This is a genomic window from Klebsiella sp. C283 (assembly GCF_048822555.1).
In the GTDB taxonomy this organism is placed as follows: domain Bacteria; phylum Pseudomonadota; class Gammaproteobacteria; order Enterobacterales; family Enterobacteriaceae; genus Klebsiella; species Klebsiella quasipneumoniae.
On sequence record NZ_JBMEZS010000002.1, the window covers coordinates 54,827 to 67,158 of the forward strand.

The window sequence follows — 12,332 nt, forward strand, 5'->3', positions numbered from 1 at the left end:
TGTCTCTCCTCACTGTTTATGGCCCGGCAGGGTAATGCCGTTGAAGATCTTGATCACCGCGCTGTCATCTTCCCGGCCGAATCCGGCGTTGCTGGCGGAGGTGAACATATTCAGCGCGGTGGTGGCGAGCGGCAGCGGGAAGGTCAGCGCCCGGGCGGTGTCATTCACCAGGCCGAGATCTTTGACAAAAATATCGACGGCGGATTTTGGCGAGTAATCGCCATCCAGGACGTGCTGCATACGATTCTCAAACATCCACGAATTACCCGCCGCGTGGGTCACCACGTCGTACATCGTCTCCAGCGGGATGCCGGCGCGGGCGGCGAGGGCCATCGCTTCGGCGGCGACGGCGATATGCACCCCGGCCAGCAGCTGATGGATGATTTTTACCGTCGAACCGAGGCCAATGTCGCTCCCGATGCGGTAGACTTTGCCGGCCACCGCGTCCAGTACTGGCGCGAGGCGGGCGAAGGCGGCATCGCTCCCGGAGGCCATCACCGTCATGTCGCCGGCGGCCGCTTTCACCGCGCCGCCCGATACCGGCGCGTCGAGCATCAATAGCTGGTATTCCGCCAGCGCCGCGGCAATCGCCTGGGCATCGGCGGAGGCGATGGTTGACGACACCATCACCGCGGTACCCGGCTTCAGATGGGCGGCGAGGCCGCTCTCGCCGAACAGGATCCCCCGAACCTGGGCGGCATTGACCACCAGCAGCACAACTGCATCCAGTTCCGCGGCGAACGGCACCGCGCTGGGGCCCGCGCCTTTGGCGCCCGCCGCCAGCAGTGCGCGACAGTTGTCGGGATTGATGTCAACGCCCCAGGTGTTCAGGCCCGCCTGCAGGCAGGCGCGGGCGGCGCCCATGCCCATCGAACCCAGTCCAATCACGCAGACGTTAGTGTGTGCAGTCATGACGGTCTCCTTGTGAATATTCGTTAATTAATGTGATTTAATGATAGAATAAAGCGTTGCCATGTGAAATTATGTGAGAGTTATCACGAATAACCCACATGAATATAAAAAATTCACAGACGGAAAGTGGCTGCGCGACGGCGATTCTTGCCCTAAAATAGCGTAAAAAACAGCGGTCAAGCGCGATAACAGCACAGGGGATCTTCAGGTTCCCGGCGTGAGTGGTAAACTCTGGTGTGAAAAAATGGTAAGGGGAGAGCGGTGATTCCAATAGAACGTCATCAGCGTATTTTAGCCCTGGTGGAGCAGCGCGGGGCGGTGAGCATTAATGAGCTGACGGAGATCCTCGGCGTGTCCCATATGACTATCCGTCGCGATGTCAGTAAGCTGGAAGAACAGGGGCTGCTGGTCAGCGTCTCGGGCGGCGTGCGCGCCGTCAGCCGTCTGGCCGCAGAGCCCAGTCATCTGGTGAAAAGCACTCTACAGAGTGAAGAGAAACAGGCCATCGGCGCGCTGGCGGCCAGTCACATCGCCAAAAACAGCTGCATCTATCTCGATGCCGGCACCACCACCCTGGCGCTGGCGCGGGCGATCCTCGACCGGGACGACCTGCAGGTGGTCACCAACGATTTTGAGATAACCCAGCTGCTGATCGATGCCAGCCAGTGCGGCGTGATCCACACCGGCGGCACCCTGTGCCGGGAGAACCGCTCCTGCGTGGGCGAATCGGCGGCGCGTACGTTACGCCACCTGGCTATCGATACGGCCTTTATCTCCGCCAGCGGCTGGGACAGTCGCGGGATATTCACCCCTGATGAGAACAAGGTCACCGTCAAGGAGACCGTCAGCCAGGTCAGCGCCAGAAGCATCCTGCTGTGCGACAGTTCGAAATATAATCAGGTGGCCACGTTTATGGCGTTACCCTTGACCCGCTTTACCACCATCATTACCGACCGGCATCTCTCCGATGCTGCCGCCACACATATCGCCCGGCACGCTTGCGAGGTGCTGCGCGCCGGGTAAGGCGCGCGGCCTTCGCCGGGCTAGCGCTGCCAGTGCTCGATCAGCGCCGCGCCTATTCTGGCGATCTGCTGGTTACGCTCGGCCATGGTCGCCGGCGTATCCCGCAGATAGATCACCACGATGCGCTCCGCTTTGCCGTTCGGGCCGAGCAGGGCGACAATGCCGCGTGAGCCCCGCTCGCCGGCCCCGGTTTTATCGGCGATAAACCAGCCCGCCGGCAGCACGGCGCGGATCAGCGGACCGGCCACCTGGTCGTCCACCATCCACTGCAGCAGCTGCTGCTGCGAACGGGCGCTCAGACGCTGGCTGGTTAGCAGCTTGCGCAGGGTGGCGGCCATGCTGGCTGGGGTGGTGGTGTCGCGCACGTCGCCGGGAAGCGCTTCATTGAGCTCCGTTTCCCAGCGGTCAAGGCGGGTGACGTTGTCACCGATCTGGCGCAGAAAAGCGGTCAATCCCGCGGGGCCGCCAACGCTCTTCAACAGCAGATTGCCGGCGCTGTTGTCGCTCATGGTGATGGCGGCGGCGCAGAGTTCACCAACGGTCATCCCGTCGGCAAGGTGTTTTTCGCTGACCGGGGAGTAGTCCACCAGATCCTGCTGGCGGTAGCGGATCCGCCGATCCAGCTGTTCGTCTCCGGCATCCACCCGGGCCAGCACCGCGCCGCAGAGCAGCACTTTAAAGGTGCTCATCAGTGGAAAGCGCTCACTGGCGCGCCAGGCGGCCAGCGTGCGGCCGCTGGCCAGATCCATTTCTAACATGCCCACGCGGCCCGCCAGCTGACTTTCGCTGCGTGTAACTTGCTCGAGCGGCTGAGGGCTGGCGAATGCCGCCAGTGGCAGGGCGGCAATCAGGGAGATAAGGCACAGGCGAACATAACGCATAACCGCAATACTTCCTTGAATCAGGGCCATTAAAGGCGAGTAGAGGAGTGATAAAATAGAATAACCTGGCGTTTTGCTGATTCACAATTCCTCTTTTTTCCTTCATCATTTGTCATCTTTTATTTCGAATAATCAATATTTAGCTCAGCCTAAGCACGCTATTTTTTGACTCAAGGCCGCAATGAACTATAAGAAAGTACTTAAGACCGCACTCTGGCTGGCGCCGCTGATTGCTGACGATACGCCCGCCGCGCTGCGCGGTTTGCCAATGATCTATGCCATCCCGGGAGGAACTGGTGCACCCGATAATTAAGGTCATGCTGGTGGGCGGTAAGGCGGATGGACTGCTGGTCAGCGTCGCCGACGATGCGACCGAGGTCTCAGTGACCCCTGCGCAATACGGTGCGCCGTCCGGCCAGCCGCTCAGCTATCGTATCGTGAGTCAAACCATTGACGATGAACGCTATTTCTTTGGCGTTTTCAGTGACGCCCATCAGGATAGCGACAAGCTGACGCGGGTGGCGCTGACCCGCGGAATGAAAAAAATGTTCTGTTAAACCCGGTCGGAGAGAGGGGGCGATAGTATCCCTGCCGCGGCTTTGCTACTGTGGCAGCCTTCTCTCTCCGGGCCAGGACGCATCATGATTCAGTACATCCGTATTCAAAACTTTCGCTCAGTCAGGGATATCGCGCTGGAGCTGGGGCCGCTGAACATTGTCTTCGGCCCTAACGGCTGCGGCAAATCCAATATTTACAACGCTATCCATCTGTTGACCGCGGCTGCCGACGGCAGGCTGTCGGGATTTATCAGCGAAGAGGGGGGCCTTGAAAATATGATGTGGTCCGGAGATCGTTCTCCCCTCGATCGCCATCCCCGCCGGCTGCAAATCGCCTGTCGGACGGAGAGCTTTGATTATGAACTGCAGGTTGGTTTCCCGGAAAAATTGCCCTATCCGACGCAGTTCATGCTCGATCCCATCGTCAAAGAAGAGAACATCTGGCTGGCGGGCTATTCCCGTCGGCCTTCCTCCCGCGTACTGCAGCGTAAGAATCAGGCGGCGTTCCTCGTCGATGTCGCCGGGGAGAAAAGCACCTTCACCGAGAGTATTTATGAAAACGAGTCGGTGTTCGGTCAGCTTGGCGAGCCGCACCGTTTTCCTGAGGTGTCGCGGGTGCGCGAGACCCTGCGCCGCTGGCGGTTTTACCATGAATTCGCTATCGGCCGCCATTCACCGCTGCGCCAGCCGACCGTCGGCTACCGTTCGCCGGTGCTCGACAGCGACGGCCATAATCTGGCGGCCGCCTTTCAGACCATTGTCGAGATCGGCGCGGAGGAGATTTTGCACGAGATCCTCGCCGACGCCTTTCCCGGCTGCCAGTTTTACTGTGAAAACGAGCACTCGCGTTTCGCGCTGAAAATGCGCCGGGAGGGGATCCGCCGCCCGCTGCTGGCGGCGGAGATGTCCGACGGCACGCTGCGTTTTCTCTGCCTCGCCGTCGCGCTGCTCAGCCCGCGCCCGCCGGCCTTTCTGGCGATCAATGAACCGGAGAACAGCCTGCATCGCGACATGCTCCCGGCGCTGGCCAGGCTGATCGTCGAGGCCTCCCGCTACAGCCAGATCTGGCTGACCAGCCACTCGGCAGAGCTGGCGGATCTTATCGCCGCCGGGGCTGCCTGCCAGCGCTATGCGCTGGAGAATAGCGGCGGAGAGACGCGCATTGTGGAGTGAACCCCGTCATCCCTGACGGGCGCGCCCGGTCAGGCGGGGGTCTGCGTCTCCGCTGCCGGCAGCAGGCTTTTGCCGCCGCGCAAGGTGATGAACGAGAGCAGGGTAAAGCTCAGGGTGATGCAGCCGAGGATCAGATAGGCCTGATGGAAGCCGACGGTGTCGTACATCCGGCCCACCCAGGCGGAAAGTACCACCCCTGAGAGCTGTTTCGACAGGTTAAAGCCGATCAGAAACAGGGTGGCTGAGAGCCGCGGGTTAAAGGCGGAGGAGATATATTTAAAGGTCCCGACCAGCAGGAAGGGGATCTCAAACATATGCAGCATCTTGAGGATCACCACCTCCACCGCCGATGAGGCAAAAGACGACCCGAGAATACGCACCGACATGATCATCCCCGCGGTCAGCAGGGCGTTTTTGGCCCCGATACGGTTAACGATGGCCGGGGCGCAGAACATGATCACGGCATTGAGCAGCTCGCCACCGGTGGTGACGAAGCCAAACACTTCGGTACCGCGCTGCGGACTGGCGAAGAAGCTTTTGAAAAAGTTAGCAAATTGCTGGTCAAACACGTCGTAGACGCTGGCGACCCCCACCACATAGACGATAAAGCCCCAGAAGCGCGGCATACGCAGCAGCTCTGCCGCCGTACGCAGCGAAAAGGCCTGGCGATTGGCCCCGAGCGCCTCGATAACCTGGGCGCTGTTGCTGCTTTCCGGACGCGACAGCCAGAGCAGAAGACCCAGCACCAGCGCAAAGCCGGAGGCGATCCAGAAGGTAATATTGGGGTCGATGCCGAACAGCACGCCGGTTATCGAGGCGCACAGCGCCCAGCCGACGCAGCCAGCGACCCGCACTTTGCCATATTCAAAGCGGTTTGCCCGGCTGACGCGCTCGATATAGGCTTCCACCGCCCCGGAGCCGCTGGAGAAAACAATCCCCAGGTAGATCCCGCCCACCAGCGAACCGGCGATAATATTCATCTGCAGCAGCGGGGAGAAAACGAAAATAAAGAACGGCGCGAACAGAATTAACAGCACCGTAATAGTCCACAGCAGATGTTTGCGCAGGCCGAGCTTATCCGACATTAAACCAAATACCGGCTGAAAAATAATCGCGAACAACGAGATGGAGGAGAAGACGATCCCGGTTTCCGTTTTGGTTAAATGGTTAACGTCCGCCAGCCACACCGGGAAAAACGGGAAATAGGCCGACATAATGAAATAGTAAAAGAAAAAGAACAGCAGGAAATAGACAAAATTATGCCGTTCTCGCGGCGCCAGTTCAGAGAATTTCATCACCATGATCCCTTGTTATTCTGTTTGTAGGGTGGGGGCTGCCGCCCCCACGGATTAAAGGCAACGCAATGAGACCTCGTACTGCCAGCGCGTTTGGGTCAGGAGCCACTGCGGCAGCACGCTTGGGGTCCAGGAGTCATCGCCTCCCACCCCCATATGCAGGCCGTCAAGGGTGATCCACACGCCGTCTTCGGCCTGCATCTTGTGCCAGTGGTCGGTCTCCATCAGCTGACGGGTGCTCCACGGCTGAACGGAGAAGTGGAAATGACCGTTGACGTGCCAGCGTCCCCAGTCCAGTGCCTGAGTATCACAGCGCAGGCCGTTTTCCGTCGGGAAGATGTAGGGGGTGGTCATCGCCGCCAGCGGCTGCTCCCAGCGGGCGAAGCAGGCGCTGCTCCGCCGGTCGGGGTAGTTCTCATGCGGCCCCAGCCCCAGCCAGCTCACCGGCGCCTGCTGATCCGCCACCTGGAAGTGCAGCCCGACCCGCGGCAGCGGCGGCAGCGTTTCCGCGCGCTCGCCGTCCACCGCCAGCCGCACCGTTCCGTCCGCGGTAAAGCGCAGACGCCAGTGGCTGACAATCACCACCTCGTCGCCGCGCAGGTAGTGCCAGCGGCTGTCGACAAGGGTCTCATTCGCCAGACGCTGGGCGTCGCACTGCACGCAGCGCGCCTCAAGGTCGAACAGGCCGGCGCTTTTCCAGCGCTCCACCCAGGCGTTGGGGTCGATGCGCTCCACTTCGCTGACCCCGATGTCGTTGTCGAGCGGCGCACGGATAAACTGATCCCGCAGGGGGGTCAGCAGCTGCTCCTGACCGCCAACCGACCAGCCACTCAGCAAACCGGTCCGGCGATCGACGGTCCAGCACTGCGTGCCGGCGCGGATCTGCCAGGCCTCATCGCTGACGATAAGATCCGGGGCGCCGGCTGGCACCGTGGGCGCAGGCAGCGCCAGCGGCGCCGGCAGGGGATATTGCTGCCAGGCGACGCGATGATCCGCCGGGGACCAGGCTGTCGCCTGGGGCTGGACCACCTCCAGCGTCAGCCACACGGCGCGGGCGCCTGGCGGCAGGATCAGACTGTCGAGCAGCGTTATCTCGTCGCTGCCCTCAGGCGGGAGCGCCAGCGTCAGGTTGCCGTGGTACAAGGTTTCACCGGCCGCCTGCACCTGCCAGCGCAGCGCTTCGTTATCGGTCTGGCGGAACAGGTATTCGCTGGCGATGCGCACCCGCAGCGGCGAAGTCGACAGCAGGGCGAACTGGAAATACTGCTGGGCGTGCTTCGCCTCGACCAGCGACGGATGCGGCGTGCGATCGGGGAACACCAGGCCGTTCATACAGAACTGGCGATCGTTCGGCTTATCGCCAAAGTCGCCGCCGTAGGCCCAGCCGACGCTGCCGTCGTCAAAGATTTTGCGGATCGCCTGGTCGGCCCAGTCCCAGATAAACCCGCCCTGCAGCCGTGGATACTCGCGGAAGGCCTGCCAGTAATCGGCGAAGTTGCCGAGGCTGTTGCCCATCGCGTGGGCGTACTCGCAGAGGATCAGCGGCCGCTGCTCGCCGGGCAGGCTGATCCATTTTTTGATCCCCCACTTCGGTACCGCCGGGATCGGCTGGTCGCGTTCGACGCGGGCGTACATCGGACAGATAATATCGGTGGCGGTGGTATCCGCGCCGCCGCCCTCGTACTGCACCGGACGGGTCGGGTCGTTACGCTTCAGCCAGTGGTACAGCGCTTCGTGGTTGCCGCCGCCGCCGGATTCGTTGCCCAACGACCAGATGATAATGCACGGATGGTTGCGGTTGCTCTGTACCATCCGGGTGACGCGGGCGCTGAAGGCTGGCAGCCACGCCGGATCGTCTGACAGCCGATTCATCGGCACCATGCCGTGGGTTTCAATATTGGCTTCATCGACCACGTACAGACCGTAGAGGTTGCACAGCTCATACCAGCGCGGGGCGTTGGGGTAGTGCGAGCAGCGGACGGCGTTAAAGTTGTTCTGCTTCATCAACAGAATGTCCTGCACCATATCCGCCTCGGTGACCACCTGACCGCGCAAATGATGATGCTCATGGCGGTTAACGCCGCGGATCAGCAGCGGTTTGCCGTTAAGGCGCAGCAGGCCGTCGGCGATCTCGATGCGGCGAAAACCGATATCCCACGCCTCGGCCTCCAGCAATGCCTCGCCGCGCCACAGGGAGACCACCGCCCGGTAGCAATCCGGGGTTTCCGCGCTCCAGTGCGCCGGCTCCGCCACCGCCAGGGAGAAATCGACCCGTTCGGCGTAGCGGCCGCGTTCATCCACCGTCGGGGTGCCTAACGGCTGACGGTGGGCAACGACAGGCTGCTCGCCGCGCCACAGGCTAACCCCGACGCTGAGCCCGGCAAGCGCCGCTTCTGTCGCCTCGACGGTCGCCTGAACCTGCAGAGTGCCGTCGCGGCAGAGGGCGTCAAGGGTCGGCGTCAGCTGGACGTCGCTCAGCCGCTGGTGCGGCTTATTCAGCAGCCACACCGAGCGGAAAATACCGCTCATCCGCCACATATCCTGGTCTTCCAGCCAGCTGCCGGCGCTCCAGCGCATGACCATCACGCACAGGCGGTTGTCGCCCGGACGCAGAAAGGGGCTGAGATCGAACGCCGCCGGCAGGCGGCTGTCCTGGGAGTAACCGACCCAGGCGCCGTTGCACCAGAGATGAAAGGCCGAGTTAACGCCGTCGAAAATAATCTGCGTCTGCCCGTCCGCGCGCCAGGCGTCATCGATCGCAACGTGCAGGGAGTAACAGCCGGTTGGGTTATCCTCTGGCACCCGCGGCGGGGTGGTGTCGATGGGGTAGCGGACGTTAGTGTAGATCGGCGCGTCATAGCCCTCCATCTGCCAGTTGGAGGGCACCGGCGTGCCGCGGCTGCCCGGCAGGTCCTGCGTCAGCCACTGCGCATCGACGGCAAACGGGCTGCGGGCGTAAGCAAATTGCCACTCGCCGTCCAGCTGACGACGACGGGGCGAAGGATGATTATCGCGGGCGGCAAGCTCATCGCGCCAGCTGGCGAACGCGGGATGGGCCGGCAGACGGTTGAGATGGGTAATGGTCTGGTTCTGCCAGTCTTCGCGGGCGAGGACGGCGTGGAAGTCAGGCGCGTGGCGGCGACTGGTATCGCTTATTGGCATAGTAATCCCCGGTGAGTCAGAAAATGTCGATCGCTAAACAGAATGAAGAACGTTATCGGGTAATTTGTTTTTTCCAGCAACGACGGCGGAAATGAAATTAACAGACGATCACGAAAGCGGGGGTAATACGCTGTTTTTTGTCGTGCGTTAAACATAAAATGTTAGCGCACGACATTTTGTCGATGAGGAGAAACTATGCCGCGTCGTACCGCAACCCTGGAGGATGTCGCCCGCGCGGCGGGCGTCTCCCAACAGACGGTCTCCCGGGTTCTGAACCGTCCGGAAGTGGTGTCAGCCCGCACCCGCGAGCAGGTGATCCGCGCGATGCAGACGCTGCACTACGTGCCTAACCGCTCGGCGCAGCTGCTCGCCGGCAAAGCGGCGCCCTCCATTGGGCTGATTACCGCCTCGCTGACCCTGCATGCCCCCTCGCAGATCGCCGCCGCGGTAAAGAGCCATGCCAGTCTGCACCAGCTGGAGGTGGCGATAGCGATGCCAGCGCAGGCCGACTTCGCCGCGCTGCAGGCCCGGCTGGACGAACTGCGCGCCCAGCATATTCGCGGGGTGATCGTCAGCCTGCCGCTGGAGAGCGCCACCGCCGAGCGGCTGGTTAAAGAGAACCCGGATATGGCCTGCCTGTTTCTTGACGTCTCCCCGGAGGCCGATGTCTGCTGCGTGCGCTTCGACCATCGCGACGGCTGCGGAGCCTGCGTGCGCCATCTTTGGGAGCTCGGGCATCGCGAATTTGGCCTGCTGGCGGGGCCGGAAAGTTCGGTTTCAGCCCGTCTGCGTCTCGCCAGCTGGCGCGAGGCGCTGCACAGTCTGAACATTGCCCGTTCAACCACGGTGTTCGGTGACTGGAGCGCCGCCAGCGGCTGGCAGAAAACCTTCGAACTGCTGCACCTCCAGCCGCGGATCAGCGCCATTGTGGTGGCCAACGATCAGATGGCGCTCGGGGTACTCAGCGCGCTGGCCCAGCTCAATCGCAGCGGCAGCCAGGCGGTGTCGGTGACCGGCTATGACGATACCGCCGACAGTCTCTACTTTCAGCCGCCGCTCACCACGGTGGCGCAGGACTTCGATCTGCTGGGCAAACGGGCCGTGGAGCGGCTGATTGCTCTGATGGCGGCCCCGCAGATGCGGATCCGCGAGCTGCTGCCGACCCGGCTCATCGTGCGCCAGTCGGCGTGGCCGCTCGCCGACGCGGAGGACCGGCAGCAGACCCTGGCGCAGCTAAAAGCGTTGGTGGAGAAGCTTTAGCCGCAGGCCGTTGAGGATTTATTGAGGTTGACCATGCTAACCTCGGGATCAAACGTAGAGAGGTCAGGATCCTCTGCCTGCGAAAAATGCAAAATACAATCTATCCATGCAAGCATTGATTTACCGCCAGTCACATGGCGGTTTTTTTTTGCCTCACCCCCGTTTTCCGCGTTGTTCCGTTGGTTTTTTCGCCTGGCATCCCCGGCGGCGGCATGCTACATCTTTCTTCCGGAATAGATGCCGAACACGGCGGGAGACAAGGTCATGATGGTGATTGAGGGCAAAGAGGCGATTGCGCGGGTAGACTGGCGGCGGGTGCGGACCATCGTCGCCGAGGCCGGGCTGAATGAACGTGATGTTCAGCAGCTGGAGCAGGCGTTTCGCCAGAGCACCTTCTGCTGGTTTGGCTATGAGAACGGTCAGCTGATTGCCGTGGCGCGCGCCATCAGCGACTGCACCTGGAGCAGCTACTTGTCGGATGTGGCGATCGTCCCCGACCGACAGGGGCAGGGTTACGGACAACAGCTGATGCTGGCGGTCCGGGAGCAGCTGCTGCCCTTTGGCAAAATTTTTATCTATGCGGTGGCCGATAAAATCGCGTTCTATCAGCGTTTTGGTTTTGCCATGCTGACCACCGGGATGGTCTGCGCTGGCGAGGAGGGCATGCGCAAAATGCACGAGCAGGGCTATATCCGCCAGCCCTGAGCGCGGATGCCGGGCAACGCCTGGCTTAAGCGTGCAAACCAGGCGCAGGCTCCGTCAGAGGGGCCTTTCAAGCACAAACAGATATGCTTCCCGCGACCAGAACAGGGCGGTACGGCGGCGCTCCACCGACATGGTTTTTACCTCCCAGCCCTCGCGGGTATAGCTGCTGAGAAACTGGCTCATTTTGTCAGGGTCGGCTTTGGCTTCGCCAAAAAACAGGCTGCCCAGCAGGCCCTCTTTATAGATCACTACCCGACACTCTTTCTTCATCATCGACCATCCTGGCGACCGGTTTACTGTGGCCGTCTATTGTCCGTGGCTGCGAGGATTTTGCAATCGGAGAAGCAGCAAACTGTTTACGGTACTGCAGCGGGCTTAGCGCGAAGCGCAGGCGAAAATGGTGGCGCAGGGTGCCAGCGCTGGCAAATCCGCAGCGCTCAGCGATCTGGTCGATGCCCATCGTGCTCTCCGTCAGGTGCTGACGGGCGCGCAGCAGACGCTCCTCCAGCAGCCAGCGGGCGGGGGTTTTGCCAGTGGCCTCTTCAAAGCGGCGCAAAAAGGTGCGCGTTCCCATGCCGGCGCGCTGCGCGAGGGAGGCGACGGTGTGGCTGGCGGCGAGATGCTGGTGCAGATAATCAAACAGCTGGCCAAGGCGCAGACTCTCCCGGCTGCGGGCCACCGGACGCAGGACCTGCTGCGCCTGACCGCCATCGCGATGGGGAGAGACCACCAGGCGGCGAGCGACCACATTCGCTGCCTCGCTGCCGAAATCCTCGCGCACCAGATGCAGACAGAGGTCGATCCCCGCCGCGCTGCCGGCGGACGTCATCAGCAAATCATCGCCCACGTAAAGGACATCCTCCACCACCTGGATCTGTGGAAAACGGGACTGCAGCGCCGCGGTGTAGCGCCAGTGGGTTGTCGCCTGGCGGCCATTGAGCAGCCCGGCGGCGGCGAGAACGAACACTCCGGAACAGATGGAGATTATTCGGCATCCGCGGGCGTGAGCGGCGGCCAGGGCGGCGCACAGCGCTTCGGGGACCGGGGCGTCGATGCCGCGCCAGCCCGGGACCACGATGGTCTGCGCCTGGGCGAGAAGCTCAGGGCCGCCGTCGGTCATCAGGCGGACCCCGCCGGTGGCTCTCAAAGGCCCTTCATCGACGGCGGCGACGGCGAACTGGTACCAGCGCTCGCCCATTTCCGGGCGCGGCAGGCCGAAGATCTCCACGGCCACGCCAAACTCAAACGTGCACAGGCCATCGTAGGCGAGGGCCACCACGCGGTGAGGTGACAGTGTCACCGAAGGGGTTGTCAGGATGTTAGCGTTTTCTGTCATGGTTGCCGGCAGATAAGGGTAATGGGCG

General features: G+C 62.0%; 12 protein-coding genes. 6 read left to right on the top strand and 6 right to left on the bottom strand.

Annotated features, from left to right (window positions below):
* Positions 1 to 9 precede the first annotated feature (9 nt).
* The gene (gene ltnD, locus ACOI7Z_RS03275; RefSeq protein WP_420701970.1) at positions 10 to 912 is read right to left on the bottom strand and encodes an L-threonate dehydrogenase; all 903 of its coding nucleotides are present in this window, start codon (positions 910 to 912) and stop codon (positions 10 to 12) included.
* 261 nt (positions 913 to 1,173) lie between these two features.
* Here ltnD and ACOI7Z_RS03280 point away from each other — a divergent pair, with 261 nt between their 5' ends.
* A complete protein-coding gene (locus tag ACOI7Z_RS03280) occupies positions 1,174 to 1,935 on the top strand; it encodes a DeoR/GlpR family DNA-binding transcription regulator (protein WP_023289604.1) in 762 nt (253 codons plus the stop codon).
* Positions 1,936 to 1,955: 20 nt separating this feature from the next.
* Here the strand turns inward: ACOI7Z_RS03280 and blaOKP are convergent, their stop codons facing one another.
* Positions 1,956 to 2,816, bottom strand: coding sequence for an OKP family broad-spectrum class A beta-lactamase (gene blaOKP / locus ACOI7Z_RS03285; RefSeq protein ID WP_420701972.1), 861 nt, complete (start codon positions 2,814 to 2,816; stop codon positions 1,956 to 1,958).
* Between the two features lie 181 nt (positions 2,817 to 2,997).
* On the opposite strand from blaOKP, the gene ACOI7Z_RS03290 reads away from it, so the two are divergent.
* The 3 genes from ACOI7Z_RS03290 (at position 2,998) to ACOI7Z_RS03300 (ending at position 4,546) form a co-directional block, all read left to right on the top strand.
* Complete coding sequence (locus ACOI7Z_RS03290; protein WP_258959434.1) at positions 2,998 to 3,129, top strand: hypothetical protein; 132 nt, start codon at positions 2,998 to 3,000, stop codon at positions 3,127 to 3,129.
* Positions 3,113 to 3,373, top strand: coding sequence for a hypothetical protein (locus tag ACOI7Z_RS03295; protein ID WP_004205993.1), 261 nt, complete (start codon positions 3,113 to 3,115; stop codon positions 3,371 to 3,373). The genes ACOI7Z_RS03290 and ACOI7Z_RS03295 overlap by 17 nt, the downstream gene beginning before the upstream one ends.
* Before the next feature lie 84 nt (positions 3,374 to 3,457).
* On the top strand, positions 3,458 to 4,546 hold the full coding sequence (locus ACOI7Z_RS03300) for an AAA family ATPase (protein ID WP_137916276.1): 1,089 nt from the start codon (positions 3,458 to 3,460) through the stop codon (positions 4,544 to 4,546).
* 29 nt (positions 4,547 to 4,575) lie between these two features.
* Here ACOI7Z_RS03300 and ACOI7Z_RS03305 read toward each other — a convergent pair whose 3' ends face one another.
* Positions 4,576 to 5,841 (bottom strand): MFS transporter, encoded by a 1,266-nt coding sequence (locus ACOI7Z_RS03305; RefSeq protein WP_023289608.1) that lies wholly within the window; start codon positions 5,839 to 5,841, stop codon positions 4,576 to 4,578.
* Between the two features lie 54 nt (positions 5,842 to 5,895).
* On the bottom strand, positions 5,896 to 9,003 hold the full coding sequence (locus ACOI7Z_RS03310; protein WP_264947411.1) for a beta-galactosidase: 3,108 nt from the start codon (positions 9,001 to 9,003) through the stop codon (positions 5,896 to 5,898).
* A 195-nt stretch (positions 9,004 to 9,198) separates the two neighbouring features.
* Between ACOI7Z_RS03310 and ACOI7Z_RS03315 the strand changes: the two genes are divergently transcribed.
* Positions 9,199 to 10,263, top strand: coding sequence for a LacI family DNA-binding transcriptional regulator (locus tag ACOI7Z_RS03315; RefSeq protein WP_086076324.1), 1,065 nt, complete (start codon positions 9,199 to 9,201; stop codon positions 10,261 to 10,263).
* Between the two features lie 264 nt (positions 10,264 to 10,527).
* Positions 10,528 to 10,968, top strand: coding sequence for a GNAT family N-acetyltransferase (locus ACOI7Z_RS03320; protein ID WP_023289611.1), 441 nt, complete (start codon positions 10,528 to 10,530; stop codon positions 10,966 to 10,968).
* Positions 10,969 to 11,022: 54 nt separating this feature from the next.
* Here the strand turns inward: ACOI7Z_RS03320 and ACOI7Z_RS03325 are convergent, their stop codons facing one another.
* On the bottom strand, positions 11,023 to 11,238 hold the full coding sequence (locus ACOI7Z_RS03325) for a DUF4177 domain-containing protein (protein WP_004205985.1): 216 nt from the start codon (positions 11,236 to 11,238) through the stop codon (positions 11,023 to 11,025).
* Complete coding sequence (gene ftrA, locus ACOI7Z_RS03330; protein ID WP_087849105.1) at positions 11,207 to 12,304, bottom strand: transcriptional regulator FtrA; 1,098 nt, start codon at positions 12,302 to 12,304, stop codon at positions 11,207 to 11,209. The genes ACOI7Z_RS03325 and ftrA overlap by 32 nt, the downstream gene beginning before the upstream one ends.
* Between the last annotated feature and the right edge of the window lie 28 nt (positions 12,305 to 12,332).

What these genes read in the sequence shown, in the direction of transcription:
- ltnD (WP_420701970.1), bottom strand. Translation starts at nt 912, where the DNA reads ATGACTGCACACACTAACGTCTGCGTGATTGGACTGGGTTCGATGGGC.
- blaOKP (WP_420701972.1), bottom strand. Translation starts at nt 2,816, where the DNA reads ATGCGTTATGTTCGCCTGTGCCTTATCTCCCTGATTGCCGCCCTGCCA.
- ACOI7Z_RS03290 (WP_258959434.1), top strand. Translation starts at nt 2,998, where the DNA reads ATGAACTATAAGAAAGTACTTAAGACCGCACTCTGGCTGGCGCCGCTG.
- ACOI7Z_RS03300 (WP_137916276.1), top strand. Translation starts at nt 3,458, where the DNA reads ATGATTCAGTACATCCGTATTCAAAACTTTCGCTCAGTCAGGGATATC.
- ACOI7Z_RS03305 (WP_023289608.1), bottom strand. Translation starts at nt 5,841, where the DNA reads ATGAAATTCTCTGAACTGGCGCCGCGAGAACGGCATAATTTTGTCTAT.
- ACOI7Z_RS03310 (WP_264947411.1), bottom strand. Translation starts at nt 9,003, where the DNA reads ATGCCAATAAGCGATACCAGTCGCCGCCACGCGCCTGACTTCCACGCC.
- ACOI7Z_RS03315 (WP_086076324.1), top strand. Translation starts at nt 9,199, where the DNA reads ATGCCGCGTCGTACCGCAACCCTGGAGGATGTCGCCCGCGCGGCGGGC.
- ACOI7Z_RS03320 (WP_023289611.1), top strand. Translation starts at nt 10,528, where the DNA reads ATGATGGTGATTGAGGGCAAAGAGGCGATTGCGCGGGTAGACTGGCGG.
- ACOI7Z_RS03325 (WP_004205985.1), bottom strand. Translation starts at nt 11,238, where the DNA reads ATGAAGAAAGAGTGTCGGGTAGTGATCTATAAAGAGGGCCTGCTGGGC.
- ftrA (WP_087849105.1), bottom strand. Translation starts at nt 12,304, where the DNA reads ATGACAGAAAACGCTAACATCCTGACAACCCCTTCGGTGACACTGTCA.